The sequence below is a fragment of the Paenarthrobacter sp. UW852 genome, from assembly GCF_024608385.1.
Classification (GTDB): Bacteria; Actinomycetota; Actinomycetes; order Actinomycetales; family Micrococcaceae; genus Arthrobacter.
Map to the genome: position 1 here is coordinate 107621 of NZ_JAMSGY010000010.1, position 21400 is coordinate 129020.

At 63.1% G+C, this 21400-nt stretch carries 18 protein-coding genes; 11 read left to right on the forward strand and 7 right to left on the reverse strand.

The annotated features are described in order from the left end of the window. The first annotated feature begins 288 nt into the window (after window positions 1-288). The 4 genes from acs to NEK97_RS16880 all read left to right on the forward strand — a co-directional run bounded on the left by acs (window position 289) and on the right by NEK97_RS16880 (window position 5445). Window positions 289-2292, forward strand: a complete 2004-nt coding sequence (acs, locus tag NEK97_RS16865; RefSeq protein ID WP_257370932.1) for an acetate--CoA ligase — start codon at window positions 289-291, stop codon at window positions 2290-2292. Between the two features lie 160 nt (window positions 2293-2452). Continuing rightward, on the forward strand, window positions 2453-3250 hold the full coding sequence (locus NEK97_RS16870) for a DeoR/GlpR family DNA-binding transcription regulator (protein WP_257370933.1): 798 nt from the start codon (window positions 2453-2455) through the stop codon (window positions 3248-3250). 91 nt (window positions 3251-3341) lie between these two features. Beyond that, entirely contained in the window at window positions 3342-4082 is a 741-nt protein-coding gene (locus NEK97_RS16875; RefSeq protein ID WP_257370934.1) for an ABC transporter ATP-binding protein, read from the forward strand. 7 nt (window positions 4083-4089) lie between these two features. Continuing rightward, a complete protein-coding gene (locus NEK97_RS16880) occupies window positions 4090-5445 on the forward strand; it encodes an FtsX-like permease family protein (protein ID WP_306673134.1) in 1356 nt (451 codons plus the stop codon). A 100-nt stretch (window positions 5446-5545) separates the two neighbouring features. On the opposite strand, the gene NEK97_RS16885 is transcribed toward NEK97_RS16880, so the two are convergent. Beyond that, window positions 5546-6565: a LacI family DNA-binding transcriptional regulator gene (locus NEK97_RS16885; protein WP_257370936.1), complete on the reverse strand. Its 1020-nt coding sequence runs from the start codon at window positions 6563-6565 to the stop codon at window positions 5546-5548. Window positions 6566-6579: 14 nt separating this feature from the next. Continuing rightward, the gene (locus NEK97_RS16890; protein WP_257370937.1) at window positions 6580-7779 is read right to left on the reverse strand and encodes a Gfo/Idh/MocA family protein; all 1200 of its coding nucleotides are present in this window, start codon (window positions 7777-7779) and stop codon (window positions 6580-6582) included. 213 nt (window positions 7780-7992) lie between these two features. Between NEK97_RS16890 and NEK97_RS16895 the strand changes: the two genes are divergently transcribed. The 4 genes from NEK97_RS16895 to NEK97_RS16910 all read left to right on the forward strand — a co-directional run bounded on the left by NEK97_RS16895 (window position 7993) and on the right by NEK97_RS16910 (window position 13570). Then, window positions 7993-8955 (forward strand): carbohydrate ABC transporter permease, encoded by a 963-nt coding sequence (locus tag NEK97_RS16895; protein ID WP_374111542.1) that lies wholly within the window; start codon window positions 7993-7995, stop codon window positions 8953-8955. Window positions 8956-8981: 26 nt separating this feature from the next. Then, window positions 8982-9893 carry a carbohydrate ABC transporter permease gene (locus NEK97_RS16900; protein WP_257370938.1) on the forward strand — a complete coding sequence of 304 codons (912 nt, stop codon included), beginning with the start codon at window positions 8982-8984 and terminating at the stop codon, window positions 9891-9893. Between the two features lie 37 nt (window positions 9894-9930). Further along, on the forward strand, window positions 9931-11271 hold the full coding sequence (locus tag NEK97_RS16905; RefSeq protein WP_257370939.1) for a sugar ABC transporter substrate-binding protein: 1341 nt from the start codon (window positions 9931-9933) through the stop codon (window positions 11269-11271). Window positions 11272-11389: 118 nt separating this feature from the next. Next, a complete protein-coding gene (locus NEK97_RS16910) occupies window positions 11390-13570 on the forward strand; it encodes an alpha-galactosidase (RefSeq protein WP_257370962.1) in 2181 nt (726 codons plus the stop codon). 75 nt (window positions 13571-13645) lie between these two features. Here NEK97_RS16910 and aroQ read toward each other — a convergent pair whose 3' ends face one another. After that, a complete protein-coding gene (gene aroQ / locus NEK97_RS16915; protein ID WP_257370940.1) occupies window positions 13646-14122 on the reverse strand; it encodes a type II 3-dehydroquinate dehydratase in 477 nt (158 codons plus the stop codon). A 130-nt stretch (window positions 14123-14252) separates the two neighbouring features. Beyond that, the gene (locus NEK97_RS16920) at window positions 14253-15437 is read right to left on the reverse strand and encodes a MarP family serine protease (protein WP_257370941.1); all 1185 of its coding nucleotides are present in this window, start codon (window positions 15435-15437) and stop codon (window positions 14253-14255) included. 233 nt (window positions 15438-15670) lie between these two features. Here NEK97_RS16920 and NEK97_RS16925 point away from each other — a divergent pair, with 233 nt between their 5' ends. Further along, window positions 15671-16348, forward strand: coding sequence for a Crp/Fnr family transcriptional regulator (locus NEK97_RS16925; protein ID WP_011775987.1), 678 nt, complete (start codon window positions 15671-15673; stop codon window positions 16346-16348). A 135-nt stretch (window positions 16349-16483) separates the two neighbouring features. Here the strand turns inward: NEK97_RS16925 and NEK97_RS16930 are convergent, their stop codons facing one another. The 3 genes from NEK97_RS16930 to NEK97_RS16940 are packed head-to-tail and all read right to left on the reverse strand — an operon-like array spanning window position 16484 to window position 18107. After that, on the reverse strand, window positions 16484-17395 hold the full coding sequence (locus tag NEK97_RS16930) for an NUDIX hydrolase (RefSeq protein ID WP_257370942.1): 912 nt from the start codon (window positions 17393-17395) through the stop codon (window positions 16484-16486). A gap of 17 nt (window positions 17396-17412) precedes the next feature. Beyond that, window positions 17413-17949, reverse strand: coding sequence for a RidA family protein (locus tag NEK97_RS16935; protein ID WP_257370943.1), 537 nt, complete (start codon window positions 17947-17949; stop codon window positions 17413-17415). A 2-nt stretch (window positions 17950-17951) separates the two neighbouring features. Next, window positions 17952-18107, reverse strand: a complete 156-nt coding sequence (locus tag NEK97_RS16940) for a DUF4177 domain-containing protein (RefSeq protein WP_011775990.1) — start codon at window positions 18105-18107, stop codon at window positions 17952-17954. Between NEK97_RS16940 and NEK97_RS16945 the strand changes: the two genes are divergently transcribed. Further along, a complete protein-coding gene (locus tag NEK97_RS16945) occupies window positions 18106-20427 on the forward strand; it encodes a transglycosylase domain-containing protein (protein WP_257370945.1) in 2322 nt (773 codons plus the stop codon). The genes NEK97_RS16940 and NEK97_RS16945 overlap by 2 nt on opposite strands. Window positions 20428-20431: 4 nt before the next feature. Further along, window positions 20432-21379 (forward strand): metallophosphoesterase, encoded by a 948-nt coding sequence (locus NEK97_RS16950; RefSeq protein WP_257370946.1) that lies wholly within the window; start codon window positions 20432-20434, stop codon window positions 21377-21379. Window positions 21380-21400: the final 21 nt, after the last annotated feature.

Here is a 21400-nt window from a genome sequence, read left to right on the forward strand (position 1 = left end):
TACAGTGTTCGCCGCCAAACTCCCGCCCCAACAGCGTGAGCCAGGGCCCGCCGTCGTCGTCATGTAAACGGTTCCTCACGGCACCAGCCGCCATTCGGCGCTAAATGTGCGCCGCTCACGGCCGGGTTTGTGACCACGCACACGTAGGACCTTCCAAAGAGATAGTGTTGTTGGCGGACAGCACTCTGCGGACCTTCCGCGGGACCTGCGCGACGCCGGGGAACGGCTCGCGCACGGACCTATGGAAAGGATCCGCGAAGCAAAGATCGATGAATAATGAGGTTCACCATGTCCCAGGACACCACCGGATCCACACACGTCGAGGCCCTTGAAAACCTCCTTCACGAGAACCGCAAGTTCGCGCCGTCGGCAGAGTTCGCGGCCAACGCCGTCGCAAGTGCTGACGCCTACGCAGAGGCTGAGGCGGACCGCCCCGCGTTCTGGGCCAAGCAGGCCCGCGAGCTGCTGACATGGGACAAGGACTTCACCGAGGCCTTGGATTGGTCCAACCCGCCGTTCGCGAAGTGGTTCGTCGGTGGCGAGATCAATGCGGCTTACAACGCGCTGGACCGGCACGTGGAGAACGGACTGGGCGACCGCGTTGCCATCTACTTCGAAGGCGAACCCGGCGACACCCGCACCTACACGTACGCGGAGCTGACAGAAGCGGTCAAGAAGGCCGCCAACGCTTTCGAAGCCCTCGGCGTGGCCAAGGGCGACCGCGTGGCCGTGTACCTGCCCATGATTCCCGAGGCCGTCATCACGCTGCTTGCCTGCGCCCGGATCGGTGCTGTGCACTCCGTGGTGTTCGGCGGGTTCTCCGCAGATGCCCTGCGTTCCAGGATCGAGGATGCCGAAGCCAAGCTCGTTGTCACTGCCGATGGTACCTACCGCCGTGGCAAGCCCTCCCCGCTGAAGCCCGCCGTGGACGAAGCCCTCTCCAAGGAAGGTCATACTGTCCAGAACGTTGTGGTGGTCAAGCGCAACGGCGAGGACGTCAACTGGGTGGAAGGCCGCGACCTCTGGTGGTCCGAGACGGTTGACAAGGCAGATACCGAACACACCGCCGTCGGGCATGATTCCGAGCACCCGCTGTTCATCCTCTACACCTCAGGTACCACGGGCAAACCCAAGGGCATCCTGCACACAACCGGCGGCTACCTCACGCAGGGCGCCTACACCCACAAGGCCGTGTTCGACCTCCACCCGGAAACGGACGTGTACTGGTGCACGGCCGACGTCGGATGGGTCACCGGCCACTCCTACGTCACCTACGCGCCACTCATCAACGGCGCCACCCAGGTCATGTACGAAGGCACGCCCGACTCCCCGCACCAGGGCCGCTGGTGGGAGATTGTGGAGAAGTACAAGGTCTCCATCCTCTACACGGCACCCACGGCGATCCGCACATTCATGAAGTGGGGCCGGGACATCCCGGACAAGTACGATCTCTCCTCCATCCGTGTCCTGGGCTCCGTGGGCGAATCCATCAACCCCGAGGCCTGGATGTGGTACCGCGACGTGATCGGCGGGAACGCCGGCAAGAACGGCGAGAAGAAGGAGAACCCGGCCCCGATCGTGGACACCTGGTGGCAGACCGAAACCGGCGCTCAGATGATCGCACCGCTGCCCGGCGTCACCGCCACCAAGCCCGGTTCAGCGCAGGTTCCGCTGCCCGGCATCGCCGTGGACGTGGTGGACGAAAACGGCCAGTCAGTAGCCAACGGCGAAGGCGGCTACCTTGTGGTCCGCGAACCGTGGCCCTCCATGCTTCGCGGAATCTGGGGCGACCCCGAGCGTTTCAAGGACACCTACTGGTCCCGGTTCGAGGCCATGTACTTCGCCGGTGATGGTGCCAAGAAGGACGAGGACGGCGACGTCTGGCTACTTGGCCGCGTTGACGACGTCATGAACGTCTCCGGCCACCGCCTCTCCACCACGGAGATCGAATCCGCCCTGGTTTCGCATCCGTCCGTCGCCGAAGCAGCCGTGGTGGGCGCCGCTGACGAGACCACCGGCCAGGCCGTCGTCGCGTTCGTCATCCTCCGCGGTGACGCCGTGAACAACGGCGACGAAACCGTCCTGGAACTGCGGAACCACGTGGGCAAGGAAATCGGCCCGATCGCCAAGCCCAAGCAGCTCCTGATCGTGCCGGAACTGCCCAAGACCCGTTCCGGCAAGATCGTCCGCCGCCTGCTCAAGGACATCGCAGAAGGACGCGACACCGGCGATGCCACCACCTTGGCAGACCCCGGCATCATGACCCAAATCGCGGAGTCGCTCCGCAAGTAGCCCGACCAGGATCAACGACGGCGCCGCTCGCCCCACGGGGTGAGTGGCGCCGTCGTGCGTTCCAGCTGGGCGTGGTGCCTTACCGGCCTCGGCGAGTCCCGCGTCCTAGACTGGAGCCAGACCCAGCCCCACTTTTGACGAGGTTCCCAGAAAGGCCCTGATGCTTCAGGCAGCACGCCACTCCGCCATCATCGACGCCGTCCAGCGCGAACGCGTCGTAAGGGTCTCTGACCTCGCCCAACTCCTTGGCGTCTCCCCCATGACCGTGCGGCGCGACATCGAAGCCCTCGAGGAATCCGGCCGGGTGGAGCGAATCCACGGTGGCGCCAAACTGCCAGGTGATGCCAGCACCCACGAACCCGGATTCGAGCTCAAGTCCACGCAGCTGACCGCCGAGAAGCACGCGATCGCCGTAGAAGCAGCTTCCCTGGTGCAGGAAGGCATGGCGATCGGTCTCGGCGCCGGCACCACCACCTGGGCACTGGCGAAGGAACTCGTCAACGGTCCCCGCATCACAGTCGTGACCAACTCTGTCCGAATTGCCGACCTTTTTCATCACGGCGCCTCCTCCGGTCCTGCCCGGTTTGGTTCCACCGTCATCCTGATCGGTGGCGAGCGGACGCCGTCGGACGCGTTGGTGGGACCCATTGCTACCGCATCCTTGAAGCAACTCCACCTGGACGTCCTGTTCCTTGGCGTTCACGGCATGGATGCCCAAGCGGGCTTCACCACCCCCAACCTGCTCGAAGCCGAGACCAACCGCGCGTTCATGGCCTCCGCGCGGAGCACGGTAGTTGTGGCTGATCACAGCAAATGGGGCGTCGTGGGCATCGCTTCGATCGCCCAGTTGGAGGAGGCCGACGAACTCATCACAGACTCATTGCTGGGTGAAGACGCCCGGCGGGTGCTGGAAGAGAACGTGGCGAAGCTTCGGATCGCGGAGACCCAACACAGCTAGGCCGGCTCTCATACCGCGGGTGGATGGCTGGCCGCGGAGTTCAACCGGTGGACTGACGCGGGGAGATGTCCCGTTTCGGGATGCTGGATATATGAACGCCATCCTCCACGCCCAGCAGCTCACCAAGCACTATCCCGGCAGCCTCGCCCTGGACCACGTCGACTTCACTGCGAACACCGGCGAATCCATTGCGATCATTGGACCCTCGGGTTCGGGCAAGACCACTCTGTTGCACTGCCTCGCCGGGATTTTGAAGCCCGACGCCGGTTCGGTCACCTTGAACACTCCCTCGTCGCCGCTGCGCCTGGACACCTTGGGTGACGCAGCGTTGTCGCGGCTCCGGAGGGAAGAATTCGGCTTCGTTTTCCAACAAGGCATGCTCCTTCCTGAGCTGACGGCCATCGAAAACGTGGCCCTCGCGCTGATGCTGAACGGCACTGACAGGGCCACCTCCGAATCCCGGGCCGCGGAATGGCTGGCCGCACTGGGCCTCGGCGGGATGGAACAGCGACGCCTGGGCGAACTCTCCGGCGGCCAGGTCCAGCGCGTCGCCATCGCCCGGGCCCAAGTGACCGGCGCGCGGGTGGTCTTTGCCGATGAACCCACTGGAGCCCTGGATTCAGCCACATCCAGCGAAGTGCTGGACATACTGCTTGGTTCTGTTGCAGCAAATGGCCGAACCCTGCTGGTGGTGACCCACGATCCCAACGTCGCTGCCCGTTGCCGGCGCGTCGTGGAACTGCGGGACGGCCGGATCGTGGCCGACACCGGTGGACCCTCCACCCCAGCCGCGCCCGCAACAACCAACTTCAAAGGTGCCTTCAATGTCTAGCCTCACCATGGCGCTACGCCTCGCCCCCTATCTCGCCCGAAGCAATGGCAGCAGCCTGCGGGAAACCGGTCTTCGGGACGCCGGGTTGCCCATTCTTGCGTTCGGCACAGTCACCGCACTGCTGCTGACTGTGGCAGGCGGCTCGCAGGTTTTCTGGTCCTGGACCGACGACATCGCCGGCACCTACCAGGCCTTGGCCGTCGTCGCGATGGTGCTGCTGATCATCCCGTTGCTGACCCTTGGCGCCTCGGCCGCCCGACTGGCCGCCCGGCGTCGTGATGACCGCCTGGCCTCCCTGCGTCTTTTGGGCGCGAACAGCGCCACCGTCGTATGGATGACCGTCATCGAGTCGACAGTGCTCGCGGCGGTCGGAGCCCTGGCGGGTGCGGGGCTGTACGCATGCGTTGCACCGTTCCTCGGCCTGATCCAGTTCCGCGGCCAAGCCATAGGGAGCCACGCCTGGCTCTCCGTGCCCTCCATCCTCGGCTGCGTTCTTGCCGTCTGCGTTCTGGCAGCAGCGAGTGCTGCGCTTGGGCTTCGGAAAGTTGTGGTGACGCCTTTGGGCGTCAGGACAAGGCAAATGGCCGACGGCGCCCACTGGGTTCGCGGGCTCATCGCGGCTGTTGTTGTGGTCATCGGCGTGGTGGCGATGGGGATGCTCAGCAGCTTCGGCGCGTTCATCGTGATCATCGGAGTCATGGGTGGCTGCTTTGGCCTGGCGTTGCTGGCGTTGAACCTCATGGGCCCGTGGATCCTGCGGTTGCGGGCATCGTCGCAGCTCAAGCGCGCCAAACGTCCTGAGCAACTTTTGGCTGCCAGGACCGTGCTGGAAAGTCCCGAGGAATCGTGGCGGCAAGTTGGGGGCGTCGCGATGACCAGTTTTGTGGGTGTGTTTGTTGGGGTTGGCATGGCCGTGGCGGACACCATGGGCGGCAGCGCCGGCGATGATACCGCCTTGTTGGTGCGGGACATCAACACCGGTGTGATGATCACCCTATTGGGCTCGTTCCTCATGGTGGCGTGCTCCGCGGGCGTAAACCAGGCCGCGGCCGCGCTCGACCGGGCCCCGATGCTGGTGGCACTGGACCGGGTGGGAATGCCGCGGAAGCTGATGGTGGCGGCCAGGGTCAAGGCCGTGATGTCGCCGCTCTTCCTGGTCGCAGGCATTTCGGCGGCAGCGGCAGCTGTCCTGGTCCTCCCGCTCACGGGTGCCGTGTTGCTGACCCAGCCCGTGGTGTTTGTGACCATCTGCGGAGTGTTCGCGGCCGGGTTCCTGCTGGTGCGTTTGGCCGTGGCAGCAGGGACGTCGCAGATCGGTCAGGTGCTGGCCCGGCCTGAGCGCTACGCGAGCACGGACTCCTAGCCCCCTCCCACCGATGGCCCCCTCCCGACCAACCCCTCTCAGTGGGCCGTGAAAGGTGATCGAGCGTCCGGCCAAACAGGCGAGTCGGTGATGGAGGGTGCTAGTCGCAGCCGCAGGACTGCCGAATGATCAGCTCGGTGGGAAGGATGTGGTGTTGCGGTTCCTCCGCGCGCCCCTTGCCCACCAACGCACGAACGGCGGCTTCGGCCATCAGTTGGACCGGCTGCGCCACCGTGGTCAGTGCGGGCCAACTGTATTCGGAATCCAAGGACCCGTCGAAGGACACCAGCGCCATGTCCTCGGGCACACGGACTCCGGCCTCGTGGAAGGCCCGGAGGATTCCGATGGCCTGCATGTCGTTACTGGCAAAGATCGCAGTGGGCCGGTTGGCCATGGACAGGAATCGCTTGCCCACTTCGTAGCCGCCAGGCCTGGTGAACGGACTGTGCAGCATAGGACCATCCGGCAGGCCCGCTTCACGCAGCGTGGCCAGCCATCCCACTTCGCGTCCGTCCAGTTGATTGCCGGTGTTGGTGCCGATGGCCAGGCCGATGTTCGTGTGTCCATGGCCTATCAGGTGCTGGACAGCAGCACGGCCGCCAGCTTCCAAGTCCACGCCAACGCTGGCGAAACCCGGCGGCGAGCCTGCATTGTTCAAGAGCACGGAAGGGATCTCCGAGGCTTCAAGCTCCGTGACGTCGGGATCGAACACGCAGCTGGCCAGGAACACCCCGTCCACCTGCCGGGCAGCCAAGGTGCGGATGTTCTTGCGTTCGCGTGTCAGGCTGCCGTCCGAGTTGGTGAGCACCATGCCAAAGCCAAGTTCCGCGGCCGCATCCTCCACGGCGTGGGCCAGCTGAGTAAAGAACGGGTTGGTGTTATCAGGAACCACCACTCCAATGGTCTCGCTGGATCCAAGCTTCAGGGCACGGGCGGCAGCGTTGGGCCGGTATCCGAGGACACGGATGGCCTCGCGAACCTTGGCTTCCGTGGTTGGGGCCACGTTCTTGGGCCCACCGTTCACCACATAACTCACGACGGCGGTACTCACCCCGGCGTACCGGGCCACGTCTTTGCGTGTTACCGGGCCGCGCGAGGTTTGTAGCGCCGAAGGTGTCATGGGGTAAATGCTAGCTACTCCACGGGGGCATCACCGAAGTCGCGGATGGGAAGGCGCTCCCCGCCACGGAGCGCAGACTCGTGAGCGATGATTCCCGGCAGCGTGAACCGGGCCGCAACCCAAGCATTAACGGGTGGGAGGCTGCGGTCGTTCACGGCCGTCACGAAGTCATCCACCAGGAATTGGTGGCTGCCTTCATGCCCGTTGGGGGCTCCCAGGAATTCTTGGGGAAGCCTGGACTGGTCATGTACCGGGGCCAGCCCGGAGATGAAAGCATCCCGCAGCTCCGGTGCTACATCTGCAAGGGAGGGATCGTCTGCGGACATGGTCGGTTTGGTTTCCACCTGCTCGGACACGTCCTCAACGGAAGACTTGTCCTGCCAGACGGTGGTGGTGGCGAGCTGCTCAAAACTGGCCTCGGTGCCGAAGAAACGGAAGCGCGATTCCCGGATATGGGAGGGGTACCCCACTCGGCGCATCTCGTTGGTGCGCATCGCGCCGCCGTCGTTCATTTCAAACAGCGCAGTGGCGTTGGAGAAGTCGTTGGCGAACATACTGACGTCCTTGTCGAAGACTCCGTCACCGCGCTGGTCCTTCACGCCGATGCAGCTGACGCTGACCGCGTGCCCCGGTACAGCGCCGAGGACTCCACCGATGGCATGGGTCGGGTACAGCATGGGTGGGTAGCTGGCGGTTTCCTTCCACCGCTCTCCGCCGCTGTACTGATAGGCCTCGTAAAACCCCAGGTCCATGTCATGAACGTAGTCGCCCTCGGTGTAGAAGATACGGCCAAACTTGCCTGCCGCATGTTGTTGTCGGGCGAAGACCGTGGCGGGGTTGTAGTAGCTGGTCTCCCCCATGGCGTAGACAAGCTTGGTCTCGCGTACGGCCTCTATGATCCGGGCGATTTCTTCTTCGGAAATGGCCATCGGCACAGCTGAATATACGTGTTTCCCTGCGCGCAGAGCACGCTCGACCAGCGGCCCATGGGTCCACCGCTGCGTGAAGATGGCGACAGCATCGACGTCGGACTCCAACAACTCCTCGAAGCTGCCCCTGACGCCGTCCAGGCCCCAGCGTTCCTGGGCTGCAGCTGCACGTTCGGGGAGTTCATCCACTGCGTAAACCGCACTGACGCCCGGGTGGAGCTTGAACAAGTGCGCGAACTGGCTGCCGAACTGCCCGACACCCACAACACCGATCGAAAACGTCATTGTTTGCCTTTCCTGAAGCTGCAGGCGCAGCTTGCGAAGCGTCCCTTGTTGGGTTCCACATGAGTCTTCCACCGTGATCTACACGAGTCAACAGAAAGAACAGATCCGAACATTTTTGACCACATTTTGCAGTCATGTCTTGTGCTTGCCAAATCTACTCGTGTAGATTCGCCAACAGTTGTTACCCCCATCACAGTCAGGAAAGGGTCGACGATGACCACGCTAACCAAGCAACCCGGGAAAGCTTCGGGGCGTTCCAGGAGCAACCACGGACGCAAGCTTCAACCAGCCAAACGCAGCATGACCAGCCGTCTCGGTGACCTGAAAATCGCCCTGTTCTTTATCTTCCCGGCCGTTATCGGCTTCGTAGCCTTCTTTCTGATCCCCACCATCCGCGGCATCTACCTCAGCTTCACCGAGTACAGCATCCTGGGTGAGCCCACATGGATCGGGATCAAGAACTACACCACCATTTTCGCCGACGAACTTTTCTGGAATGCCATGGGCGTCACCCTGCAGTACGTCGCCCTCAACATAGGCTTCCAGACGGTCATAGCGCTGGGACTGGCCCTGCTGATGCACCGGGTGGCCAAGTCCACGTTCATCCGTGGAGCACTGCTGCTCCCATTCCTGGTGGCCAACGTCATCGTCGCCCTGCTCTGGTTCTGGATGCTCGACTACCAACTGGGCATTGTCAACGAAATCATGAGCTGGGTTGGCCTTCCCCGCGTCGCCTTCTTCGGCAGCGAACAATGGGCCATCCCCACCATCGCGTTCGTCAACGTGTGGCGGCACATGGGCTACACCGCGCTCCTGATTTTCGCCGGGCTGCAATCCATCCCGAACCACCTCTACGAGGTAGCCAACCTCGACGGCGCGTCCCCCACCCGGACGTTCTGGAGCGTCACCATGCCGCTGCTCCGCCCCGTGTTGGTGTTGGTTCTGGTGGTCACCGTGATCGGTTCCTTCCAAGTCTTCGACACCGTCGCCGTCACCACCAACGGTGGCCCCGTCAACGCCTCACGCGTGATCCAGATGTACATCTACCAGAAAGCCTTTGGCGAGTCCGACTTCGGCTACGCCTCCGCCCTGTCCGTGATCCTGTTCGTCATTCTCGCCCTGGTGGCCTTCGTGCAAATGAAGTTCCTCAAGGGCAACGAATCGGACCTGGACTAAGCCGGAAAAGGACCAAGGACACCGCCATGACTACGTCAACCCTGACCCGAAAAGACCGCAAGAAGCCCCTCAACTGGCGCCGGATCGGCGCGTGGGTGCTGGTCGCCGTCGCCCTCGCCATCACCATCGCACCGTTCCTGTGGATGCTGCGGACGGCACTGTCGAGCAACAGCGCGCTGGCCTCCAATGCCGGAAACCTCCTCCCGGCCGACTTCAGCTGGGGCGCGTTCAAACGCGTACTTGGCCTGCAAACCACCGAAGAAGCGATAGCCGACGGCGGCTCCGGTGCGGCCATCAACTTCTGGCTTTACCTGCGCAACTCCATCATCTTCGCCACCATCACCACGGCCGGCCAGGTGTTCTTCAGCGCGATGGCCGCCTACGCCTTCGCACGGTTGCGTTGGCCAGGCCGGAACAAAGTGTTCGCCGTCTTCCTGACCACCATGATGGTTCCCCCGATCTTCACGGCCCTGCCCAACTTCCTGATGATCAAGAACCTCGGGCTGCTGAACACCATGGCCGGGATGTCCCTGCCCTTCCTGTTCATGACCCCTTTCGCCATCTTCTTCCTGCGGCAGTTCTTCCTGAGCATGTCCCGCGAAGTTGAGGAAGCGGCAATGCTCGACGGCGCCAAGCACCTGCGCATCTTCTTCCAGATTGTGCTTCCCAACGCCGCCGCCCCCATCGCCACCCTGGCGCTGCTGACCTTTATCGGCCAGTGGAACGAATACTTCTGGCCGCTGTTGGTGGGCCAGGACGAGAACGTCCGTGTCCTCACTGTTGGCCTGAGTGTCTTCAAGTCGCAGTCCCCGCAAGGCGCCTTGGACTGGTCCGGGCTCATGGCCGGGACCCTCGTGGCAGCGCTGCCGATCTTCCTGCTGTTCATCGCCTTCGGCAAGAAGGTAGTCAACTCCATCGGATTCTCCGGAATCAAATAACCGCACCCTCTGCAAATTCATCCCCGAAAGGTTCGCTATGAAGAAAACCCTCGGCGTCGCCGCTGCTGCCGCCGCCATCGCCCTGACCCTGTCCGCCTGTGGCGGCTCCTCCCCCGCTTCTTCCGAAGCCAAGGGTGACATCAACTACTGGCTCTGGGACGCCAATCAGCTCCCGGCGTACCAGCAATGCGCGGACGATTTCACCAAGGCCAACCCGGACATCAAGATCAAGATCACCCAGCGCGGGTGGGACGACTACTGGACGACGCTGACCAACGGCTTCGTGGCCGGAACAGCACCTGACGTCTTCACCAACCACCTCTCCAAGTACCCGGAGTACGCAGCAAAGAAACAGCTGCTGTCGTTGGACGAGGCTGTGGAGAAAGACGGTATCAAGCTGGACGCCTACACCAAGGGCCTCCCCGAGCTCTGGGTCGGCCAGGACGGCAAGCGCTATGGACTCCCGAAGGACTGGGACACCGTAGGCCTCTTCTACAACAAGGCCATGACCGACGCTGCCGGGATCACCGCCGAGCAGATGGCCAACTTGGAGTGGAACCCCAAGGACGGTGGCAGCTACGAGAAGACCATCGCGCACCTGACCGTGGACAAGAACGGCAAGCGCGGCGACGAACCGGGCTTTGATAAGAACAACGTTGCCACCTACGGACTGGGGCTGACGGGCAGCGGTGCGGGCCAAGGCCAAACCGAGTGGAGCTTCCTCACGGCGACCACGGGCTGGACCGCAACCGACAAGAATCCGTGGGGCACCAAGTTCAACTACGACGACCCCCGTTTCCAGGAAACCATCGCCTGGTGGGCGGGCCTGGTGGACAAGGGCTACATGCCCAAGCTGGAGACCACCGTCGGCGCCAGCATGCCGGACAGCTTCGGAGCCGGCAAGGCTGCCATCAACACCAACGGCGATTGGCTGATCGGCCAGTACCAGACCTACAAGGGCATCGAAACGGCCTTCGCACCCACTCCAAAGGGCACCGACGGCAAGCGCGCGTCTATGTTCAATGGTCTGGCCGACTCCGTCTGGGCCGGCACCAAAAACCCCGGAGCCAGCATCAAGTGGGTGGAATACCTCGGGTCCACCGCTTGCCAGGATGTCGTGGCCAGCAAGGCCGTTGTGTTCCCGGCCATTGCCAGTTCCTCTGAGATCGCAGCCAAGGCCTTCGCTGACAAGGGCACGGACGTCTCTGCCTTCACAACCCATGTGAAGGATGGCACCACGTTCCTCTTCCCGATCGCAGACAAGGCTGCCAAGGTTGACGGCATCATGAAGCCCGCCATGGATGCAGTCCTCGCCGGCAAGAAGCCCGCCTCCTCGCTGACCGAGGCGAACAACCAGGTCAACAACCTCTTCAAGTAGGACAACCCGCCCTCACCCACACGTTGTGAGGCCTGCTCTGCGCGTTATTTCCTTTGCGAATCCCGCAGAGCGGGCCACACAACACCCCATACGATCCGATATGAAAGCGACTTCACACATGCACCCGCTCCATCTCCGTTCCGCAGGTACCAGCCTGGTGATCAGCACCCACCGCGGCGAGGCTGAGATAAGCCACTGGGGAGCTGACCTGGGCGACACCCTTCCGGACCTGGCCATCCTCAACGAGCCCATCCCTCCGTCTTCGATCGACGCCAACGTCCCCGCCGGGCTCCTCCCCCAGGCTTCGTCGTCGTGGCAGGGCAGGCCCGGACTTCGCGGCCATCGAATTACCGACGGCGTACCCGGCTTTGATTTCTCAGTCAGCCTTCGCGTAGTGAGCGCGACGACGGACGGCACCACAGCGGCCATCGTCCAGGCAGATGCCGATGCCGGTATCACCGTGACCAGCAACCTCACCCTGCACCCGGGCGGGCTCCTCGAACTGCGGCACACGGCCACGAACGACGGCCCGTCACCTTTCCAAGTGGATGAACTGGCGACGATGCTCCCGGTGGCGCCGGACGCCGTCGAGCTTTTGGACCTGACCGGGCGCTGGTGCCGCGAACGTCACCCGCAGCGCCGGGCGATCCAGCAGGGAACGTGGGTCCGCACCGGGCGACACGGCCGTACAGGGCACGACTCGTCGCTTCTGCTCGCCGCGGGAACGGCCGGCTTCGGCAACAGGCACGGCAAGGTTTGGGCTACGCACCTGGCCTGGAGCGGCAACCATGAGGAGTTCGCGGACAGCGTCGCTGATGGGCGCACGATGATCGGCGGATCTGAACTCTTGGGGCCGGCTGAAGTAGTCCTGGAACCCGGTGACAGCTACACCACTCCTGCACTCTTTGCCGCTTATTCGAACCAGGGGCTCGACGGAATCTCTGCAGCCTTCTACAGCTGGTTCCGCTCGCGGCCCCACCACGTGGGAGCGCTCTCCGGCAAGCCCCGTCCAGTAGTCCTCAACACGTGGGAGGCAGTTTACTTCGACCACAACCTGGACACACTCGTCGAGCTCGCTGAGTCTGCTGCCGACCTTGGCGTTGAGCGTTTCGTGCTCGACGACGGTTGGTTCCGCGGGCGCCGCGACGACCGGGCCGGGCTGGGCGACTGGTACATCGATGAGACCATATGGCCCGGCGGTCTGACGCCGCTCATCGATGCCGTGACGTCCCTGGGCATGGAATTCGGGCTCTGGGTGGAGCCGGAAATGATCAACCTTGATTCCGACGCAGCCCGGGCACACCCCGAGTGGATTGTTGGCCCCTCCGCTGACTCATACAAGGACGGCGGCAGGCTGCCCCTCGAGTGGCGGCAGCAACACGTCATCGATCTGGTGAACCCGGAAGCGTGGCAGTACATCTACGACCGCATCGACACTTTGCTGCGTGAGAACACCATCAGCTACCTCAAATGGGACCAGAACCGGGATCTCCTGGAGCATGGGCATGCCGGCCGGGCGTCAGTCCACCAACAGACCTTGGCGGCGTACCGGCTTTTTGACGCGCTCCATGCGGCCCACCCCGGCGTAGAGATCGAAAGCTGCTCCTCCGGCGGTGCGCGCGTTGACCTGGGGATCCTTGAGCGTACCGACCGTATTTGGGCATCTGACTGCAACGACGCACTGGAACGGCAGACAATTCAGCGATGGACGGGAATCGTGGTTCCGCCCGAGCTGGTGGGCGGACACATCGGACCGACCACATCACATACCACTGGGCGGACGCACGACCTCTCCTTCCGCGCCATCACTGCGCTCTTCGGACACTTCGGCATGGAATGGGACGTCCGCTCCGTCACTGGCGCGGAGCGCGAGGAACTCAAGCGCTTCATCGGCCTGTATAAGGAACACCGGGCCCTGATCCACAGCGGACGAGTGGTGCGCGCCGATGCGCTGGACGAGTCGCTGATGGTGCACGGCGTTGTTGCGGACATCCACGACGGCGGCATCGCAGGAGCCACGGCCGCGCTTTTTGCTGTCGTGAAGACGCGAACGGGCTTCGCCGAGCAGGTGGGTCGCGTAGCGCTCCCGGGGCTCGATCCGTCGCGTTCATACCGGGTGGAGGCAATCTTCCCCACACCTGGTGACGCCGACTACGGGCACACGTTCATCGAAGCGAAGGCGGCGCCTTGGTTGGCGTCCGGGGCGGAAGCCACTGGCCGGTTCCTGGGCGAAGTGGGCCTTCCGATGCCCGTCCTGAACCCGGAGCACGCCATCCTGCTGCGCCTCACAGCCCTCTGACGCTCTCTCACCTACCGCAGCGTTCCCGGGGATCCCCTCTCACCAACGAAGGGTTTCCCGGGAACGCTCGCTCACCTACCGCGTGCTCTGTACCGCGTCTGCCAGGTAGTCGATGGCCAGCTTGTACCCGAGTACGCCGGCGCCCACGATGATCGCCTGGCAAACGCCCGACAGGTACGAGTGGTGCCGGAACTCCTCGCGCTGGTGGACGTTGGTGATGTGGACTTCGACGGCGGGGAGCTGCACCGCCGCCAGGGCGTCACGAAGTGCCACGGAAGTGTGCGTGTACGCTCCGGCGTTGATCACGATGCCCACTGCACTTCCTCGCGCTGCGTGGACGGCGTCGAGAAGGTCGCCCTCGTGGTTTGACTGCACGCAATCCACGGTGAGGCCATGGGCGGCCGCGGCCGTCATGGCGAGTTGCTCGACGTCGGCCAACGTGGACGTGCCGTACTTTTCGGGCTCCCGGGTACCCAGGAGGTTCAGGTTGGGGCCGTTGATCACAAGGATGGTGCCGCGACCGGCTTCGGTGGCGGGAGTGGCTTCAGTCATGGCTCCCAATCTATAGCCGGGCAGAAGTCTCAGGGAACTCCGCCCACCAGGTGAGCGAGCGTTCCTCAAAAACCGCCATCATATGAGAGAGCGTTGGCCAAAGACGGCCGGGATGTGAGAAAGCGATGGCCTACTTACGCGTGCACTGACCAGCCGAAACCGCGTTGTTGAGGCCGGGAGCCTGGGCTGCAACGGGCTCCAGGTCTTCCATGGTGAGGGCAAAACCAAGGGCGTCATTAGTGGTTGTCTTGGCGAAGATCAGCCCCGCCACTTGCCCCTGCGTCGTCAGCAGTGGCCCGCCCGAGTTCCCCGGCTGGACGTCGCCGGCGAGCTTGTACACAAGCTCCGGTGACGGGTTATTGCCGTAAATATCCGGAACCAGAATGGTGGAAATACCTTGCACAGTCGCTGGTTTCGACTGGAACGGACCGCCATGCGGGTACCCTGCGAAAGCCGCCGAAGAGCCGTCTGGCAGGTCGGCGCTGAGCGGCAACGGTGCGGACCTAAGGCCGTCAACGGCCAGGACTGCGATGTCCCGCTGGGAGTCGAAGTAGACCACGCGACCCGGCAGCGCACCGCCGTCGGGAATCTCCACCACGGGCTGCGATACGCCCGCCACGACGTGCGCGTTGGTGACGACGCGCCCGGGCGAGACCACGAATCCGGAACCGGTCTGGTTTTGCCCGCATTCGTAGGCCGTGCCGGCGATCTTCAGGACAGACTGGGCGGCTTTGTTCAGCGCCGGAGTGTCGGTTGATTCGTTCGGGATGGTCAGCGGGGTGGCGGGCCCAATGCCCTCGATGAGCTTGGGAATCCCATCGCCGATCACCGTCGACCTGAGTTGCGCCATGGTGCTCTTGACCGGCGTCGGCGTCAGATTGTCGATGGAACGAATGACTCGCGACTCCGCGATTTGCTGCGACACGAACGGCACGCCCAGCGAACTGATGCTGAACGCGAGCATGGACATCACCAGCGCCGCGACCACTACGCTCACCAGGCCGCCGATCAGCCGATCAACCGCGTGCAGGGGCTTGATCCGCACGGCGTGGCGGATTCGGCGCCCAATCAAGGTTCCCAGCCCATGGCCGACAGCAATAAGTACGACGGCGGCACCCACCGTGGCGGTAAGCCTCCAGCCGCTGTCGCTCACCCAGCCGCTGACGAGCGGGACCGCCACGAAGGCAGCGATGGCACCCACCACGAAACCGGCAATTCCGCCCAACGTGACCATGAAGCCGTTGCGTAGGCCGTAGATCAGGTACGAGAGCAGCATCAGGATCAATGCCAAATCCAATATCGTCAAGCCAAACACCAATGCTCCTCATAGCCGGGTAGCGACAAGTCTAGTTGCGGACCCTGACAGCCAACCGTTAGTCACATCACGCCGGATGACGTATTCGGACTGATTACTGGCCAGAGATGGGTGCTGAACGCCCGAAACCCGCGCCGTTTCAGCGTTTCGCATGCCAAGTACGTCACAGAAGCCCAAAAATTCTGAAACAATGGCTGAAGCGCCACGACCGAAACTTATACTCAGGAGATTTCATGGACATCGAGGTATTGCGCCGCGCACCCCTCTTCGCCACCCTTGACGACGACGCATTCCGCCTGCTGACGGACGAACTCACCGAGGTGGACCTTTCACGCGGGGCTTCCGTTTTCCGCGAAGGTGACCAGGGTGACCAGCTCTACTTCATCGTTTCCGGCAAGGTGAAGCTCGGCCGCACCTCCCCCGACGGCCGCGAGTCCCTGCTCGCCATCCTCGGCCCGGGTGAGCTTTTCGGCGAAATGGCTTTGTTCGACCCCAGCCCGCGCACCGCCACGGCTACAGCCGTCTCCGAGACCCGCCTGGCTGGACTCAAGAACGAGAGCCTCAACGCGCTCCTGCGCACACGCCCCGAGGTTTCCGCCCAGCTGCTTCAGGCCCTGGCCCGCCGCCTTCGCCGCACCAACGACTCCCTCTCGGACCTCGTCTTCTCTGACGTTCCGGGCCGCGTCGCCAAGGCGCTCCTGGACCTGGCTGACCGCTTCGGCCGCCCGGCCACCGACGGTGTCCTGGTTGCCCACGAACTCACGCAGGAAGAACTCGCCCAGCTGGTTGGCGCTTCCCGCGAGACCGTGAACAAGGCACTGGCCGAGTTCGTCCAGCGCGGCTGGCTCCGCCTCGAGGCCCGCGCAGTGGTTATCCTCGACATGCAGCGCCTCCGCCAGCGCTCCCGCTAGAGCATCCAAAAAAAGCCGCCCCGGTTGATGACCGGGGCGGCTTTTTTGTTGCCTTGGTGAGCGAGCGTTCGGCTCAAGCAGGCGGAACGTGAATGAGCGTTCGGCTCAAGCAGGCGGAACGTGAGCGAGGGTCCGTCAGCGTTCGCGCTGGGGCTCTCCGGCTATGGTCTTGGCGGCTTCGACTTCGAGCATCAGGATTCCGCCCTCGTCCACAAGCTTTGCCTGGTAGACGTGGGCTTTGCGCTTGTAGCTCAGGTACGCGATGCAGCCATTAGCGGCGGCCATTTTCTCGAGCATGATTTCGGAGCCAGGCACCAGGAGTTGGCCCAACGTGAGCCCAACCGTGTTCGGCTGCCCGATTTCGTCGCCGAGCGCAGGAGTGTCCCGCAGGGAGATAGCCTCGGCAGCGCACACCCAACGGCCCCAGACACCCTTGCTTCCAAGGATCGAAGGCTGCTGGTTCACTGGGACCGTGGCGGCGAAGTACCGGGTGTTGAAGCGGGTGTGCGCAAAGTCCGGGCTCAGCCAATTCACCAAGGGCTTCAACAGATCGGTCCGCAGCGAGAGTCCACGTTTGGACAGCATCTCGGTGAAGGACTTCTCCTGCGCCGCTACTGCTTCCCGGGCCCGCATCCAGTCCACCGTGGAGTTCGACTCAACTGTGGAGGAGGCGTCCGGCCCAGCGAGCAGGACGCCGGTCTCTTCAAAGAGTTCGCGGATGGCGCCCACCACGTGGCGGCGGGCGAGTCCGACGTCGTCCGTTCCCATCTGCTCAGCCCAATGCTGGGGTGAGGGGCCCAACCAACCCACGGGGTCGTCGTCGGACGGGTCCAAGGAACCGCCCGGGAAAGCGACAACACCCAACGGCGAAGATCCTGGCCTGTAACCAAGCCAGGTCTCCAGACCGGTGGGCGAGTCCCGCAAAAGGACAACAGATGAGGCGTAGCGGGCGGCCCTGGGGGTCCGCTCGCCGAGATCAAGCCAGTTTCGTGCTGCCCCTTCGAGTTCGGGGGGCAGAACGAACAGACGGCGTGCAAGCTGCGGCAATTGGGTGAACCGGTTCCTTAGCTGAATTCAGCAATGAGCTCGACCTCTACGGGAGAGTCGAGCGGCAACACAGAAACGCCGACGGCGGAACGTGCGTGCTTGCCGGCCTCGCCCAAAACCTGGCCGAGGAGTTCGGACGCACCGTTGATGACGCCGGGCTGGCCGGTGAACGTGGGGTCGGACGAAACGAAGCCGACCACCTTAACGATGCGGGTGATGCGGTCGAGATCGCCAATGACGCTCTTGACGGCCGCAAGGGCGTTGATGGCGCATACGGCGGCGTAGCGCTTGGCGTCCTCGGGGTCGACGGTGGGTTCATCGGAGGTACCCAACTCGCCGAGAGAGACCTTGCCCGTAGCTTCGAGTTTGCCATTAATAAAGGGCAGCTGTCCGGACGTGTAAACGTAGTTGCCGGAGACAACGGCGGGTACGTAGTCAGCTACCGGGGCGGCGACCTCGGGGAGGGTCAAACCGAGCTCGGCGATCCGCTGCTCAACGGCAGACGTCGGGGCGGCGGATTCCGCGGCAGACGTGGTTTCTGCGGGGGTGGTCATAGTTACTGCTTCTCCCTCTTCAGGTATGCAACAAGGCCTTTGCCATCGGGTCCACCGACGACCTGAACAAGCTCCCAGCCGTCCTCGCCCCACTGGTCCAGGATCTGCTTCGTGGCGTGGATAATGAGCGGAATCGTGGCGTACTCCCATTTGGTCATGACAGAAAGCCTAGCCCTTGCCGGTAAAGTGGAAAACATGGTGACTCGCAAGAACCCACTATTCGACACTGCCACCACCCTCGGAAAGATTCTAGGTTTCCTTGGCGTGAGTGCGATCTGTGGCGTCCTGGTAGCGGGCCTTTTGGTCCCCGCCGCGGCCGTCTCAGGCAGTGCCGCAAGCGGTTCAATCCAGTTCTTTGACACTCTGCCGGCGGAACTCCAGGTGGATCCGCCCAGCCAGAATACGACGATCCTGGCGAAGGACGGTTCGCCGATCGCCTCGATCTACGCAGAGAACCGGACCAAGGTTCCGCTGGACCAGATGAGCCCGTATATCAAAAACGCTGTCATCGCTATCGAGGACAGCCGCTTTTACGAGCACGGCGGCATCGACACCACCGGTATCCTGCGAGCCATCGTCAGCACCGCGCGCGGCAACAAGCAGGGTGCGTCCACCATCACGCAGCAGTATGTGAACAACGTCATCAACGAGTCACTGGTGGCCTCGGGCAACGACTCCGACGTCAAGCTCAACGGTGTTAACAAGGGCGTGGGCGACAAGCTTCGCGAAATGAAGCTGGCCATCGCACTGGAGAAGAAGTTCTCCAAGGAACAGATCCTTGAGGGCTACCTCAACATCGTGTTCTTCAACCGCGACGCGTACGGCATCGAAGCTGCGGCAAAATTCTTCTTCAGCACCTCGGCCAAGGACCTTACCCTCCCCCAGGCTGCACTGCTGGCGGGCTTGGTCAACAGCCCATCCGCTTTTGACCCGATCACCAACCCGGACAACGCCAAGGTCCGCCGTGACCTGGTTCTTGCCGCGATGGTCAACCAGAACAAGATCACCAAGGCCGAATACGACGCCGCTGTGGCTACGCCGGTGACCACCAAGGTCACCCCGGCCCGCCAGGGTTGCGCTTACGCCACCATGGCCCCGTACTTCTGCGACTACGTGCTGCACCTGCTCTTCAACAACCCGGCTTACGGTGACACTCAGGAAGAGCGCATCAAGCGCGTCCAGCGCGGTGGCCTCACCATCAAGACAACCCTGGATCCCACCGCACAGGCTGTGGCCCAGCAGCAGGTTGACGCTACGGCAGGCGCCAACCCGGACAAGTGGGGCGCCTCCATCACCTCCGTCCAGCCGGGCACCGGCCAGATTGTCAGCATGGCCCAGAACACCGTGTGGCTGCCCCAAGAGGGCAAGTTTGATCAGACCCAGAATTTCAACGTTGATGTTTTGGACGCCAATGGGAACGACCTCAACGGCATCGGCGGCTTCCAGCCTGGTTCCACGATGAAGCCCTTCACGTTCGCTGAATGGCTGAACGAGGGCAAGTCGATGAACACCACCATCAACGCGTCCCGTCGGACCTACCCACAGAATTTCCCTTGGCGGAACACTTGTCCAACGCCGGTCAATGGTTTCTACGACAAGAGCGTTCCCGGCAGCTTCGACCTGCAGAACTCCGACGATGGCTACTACAAGAACATGACCGTCCTGTACGGCCTCATGAACTCCATCAACACGGCCACTTTCGCGTCGGCATCACAGGTGGACCTCTGCGGTATCCAAGGCATCGTTGACGCTACCGGCATCCACGGAGGACTTCCGGCCCGCGATGAAAACGGCAAGATCACGGACCCGAACCCCAAGGTCACCATGACCACGCTGGCCAACCTGATTGGTTCTACTCAGACGGCTCCGCTGACCATGGCCGCTGCGTTCGCTACGTTCGCTGCTGACGGCAAGTACTGCGAGCCGATTGCCATCACGTCAGTGAAGGACCAATCGGGTGCTGATCTGCCGGCCCAATCATCGAACTGCAAGGACGCCATCAAGCCCGAGGTTGCCCGCGGTGTGGCTTACGCGATGCAGGAAGTGCTCAACGCTGGTTCTGGTTCGCTGATCCGGCCCGCGCTTTCAACGCGCAACAACTTCCCCGTTGCCGCAAAGACCGGTACCAACGACTCCAACGGCTCCACCTGGGTTGTCGGTTACACCACCGGCCTTGCAACTGCTTCCTGGTTCGGCGATCCGCTGGACAACCAGCTTCGTCCGGGTCGAAACATCACCGTCAACGGCAAGTTCTACCCATCCATCGACGGTTACATGATCGCTGGTCCGCAGTTCACCAACTACATGCTGTCCGTGGCTCCGGCCTACGGAACCAACCCGTTCCAAGCACCGCCTTCCAACCTTCTGGGTGGTGCAGCGCCCCAGCGCACAACTACGCCGGCACCCACCACGCAGAACGCGCCTCCCGCTACAGATAACGGGAACAACGGCAACGGCAACGGTCCGGGCAAGGACTAACCAGGTGTCGTTCGGAGATTCACTGGCAAACCGCGTCCGCAGTGTGGGGCGCGGTTTCGCCGTCACCACAGCAATCGGGGCAACGGCAGGCGCGGCGGCAGCTGCCTACGGCTGGTGGGAGAAGGATCAATTCGAGGTTCGCTACGAGACCCTTCCCATCCTCCCGGAGGGCTTCGGTCCGCTCAAAGTCCTGCACCTGAGTGACATCCACTTCGTGCCCGGCCAGGAGAAAAAGGCCGAATGGCTGAAGTCCCTCGCCGAGCTCAAGCCGGACCTGGTTGTGAACACGGGCGACAACCTGAGCCATGCAAAAGCGATCGATCCCCTGGTCCAGGCACTGAGGCCCTTGTTGGAGTTCCCGGGCGTCTTCGTCCCAGGATCCAATGACTACTATGCGCCGAGGATCAAGAACCCTGCGGGCTACTTCCGCGGTCCTTCCAAACCGAAGAATGAGCCGAAAAAGCTGGATTGGCCCAAGCTCCGGTCCGCGTTTGGCATGAGTGGCTGGATCGATCTCACCAACCGTGCCCAGTCTGTTGTGTTGAATGGCCTGCGTTTCGATTTTTCCGGGGTCGATGACCCCCATCTGAAGCGAGAACGCTACGCGGGCTGGCCGCGCGGCACGGTTAACCAGGACGCCCGCCCTCACCTGAAGGTCGCCGTCGTCCATGCACCGTATCAGCGTGTGCTCGACCACTTCACCCAGGCCCAAGCAGACCTCATCATCGCCGGCCACACCCACGGCGGACAGATCTGCATCCCCGGCTACGGCGCTTTGGTCTCCAATTGCGACCTGCCAACCTGGCGCGCCAAGGGCCTCCACGACTGGGAAAGCAACGGATTCACGACGCCGGTGAACGTCTCCGGCGGCATCGGTACCTCACGCTTCTCACCGGTCCGCATCGCGTGCCGCCCGGAAGCGGTCCTGCTCACCCTCACGGCACGCAGCTAAACCCCGGGCCACCATTACGAT

Bases quoted from the DNA above. Each gene is read 5' to 3' on its own strand.
- NEK97_RS16885 (WP_257370936.1), bottom strand. From the start codon at position 6,565: ATGACACCTTCGGCGCTACAAACCTCGCGCGGCCCGGTAACACGCAAA.
- NEK97_RS16940 (WP_011775990.1), bottom strand. From the start codon at position 18,107: ATGACCAAATGGGAGTACGCCACGATTCCGCTCATTATCCACGCCACG.
- NEK97_RS16925 (WP_011775987.1), top strand. From the start codon at position 15,671: ATGGACATCGAGGTATTGCGCCGCGCACCCCTCTTCGCCACCCTTGAC.
- NEK97_RS16880 (WP_306673134.1), top strand. From the start codon at position 4,090: ATGGCGCTACGCCTCGCCCCCTATCTCGCCCGAAGCAATGGCAGCAGC.
- NEK97_RS16945 (WP_257370945.1), top strand. From the start codon at position 18,106: ATGACAGAAAGCCTAGCCCTTGCCGGTAAAGTGGAAAACATGGTGACT.
- aroQ (WP_257370940.1), bottom strand. From the start codon at position 14,122: ATGACTGAAGCCACTCCCGCCACCGAAGCCGGTCGCGGCACCATCCTT.
- NEK97_RS16910 (WP_257370962.1), top strand. From the start codon at position 11,390: ATGCACCCGCTCCATCTCCGTTCCGCAGGTACCAGCCTGGTGATCAGC.
- NEK97_RS16900 (WP_257370938.1), top strand. From the start codon at position 8,982: ATGACTACGTCAACCCTGACCCGAAAAGACCGCAAGAAGCCCCTCAAC.
- NEK97_RS16890 (WP_257370937.1), bottom strand. From the start codon at position 7,779: ATGACGTTTTCGATCGGTGTTGTGGGTGTCGGGCAGTTCGGCAGCCAG.
- NEK97_RS16905 (WP_257370939.1), top strand. From the start codon at position 9,931: ATGAAGAAAACCCTCGGCGTCGCCGCTGCTGCCGCCGCCATCGCCCTG.
- acs (WP_257370932.1), top strand. From the start codon at position 289: ATGTCCCAGGACACCACCGGATCCACACACGTCGAGGCCCTTGAAAAC.
- NEK97_RS16875 (WP_257370934.1), top strand. From the start codon at position 3,342: ATGAACGCCATCCTCCACGCCCAGCAGCTCACCAAGCACTATCCCGGC.
- NEK97_RS16935 (WP_257370943.1), bottom strand. From the start codon at position 17,949: ATGACCACCCCCGCAGAAACCACGTCTGCCGCGGAATCCGCCGCCCCG.
- NEK97_RS16895 (WP_374111542.1), top strand. From the start codon at position 7,993: ATGACCACGCTAACCAAGCAACCCGGGAAAGCTTCGGGGCGTTCCAGG.
- NEK97_RS16870 (WP_257370933.1), top strand. From the start codon at position 2,453: ATGCTTCAGGCAGCACGCCACTCCGCCATCATCGACGCCGTCCAGCGC.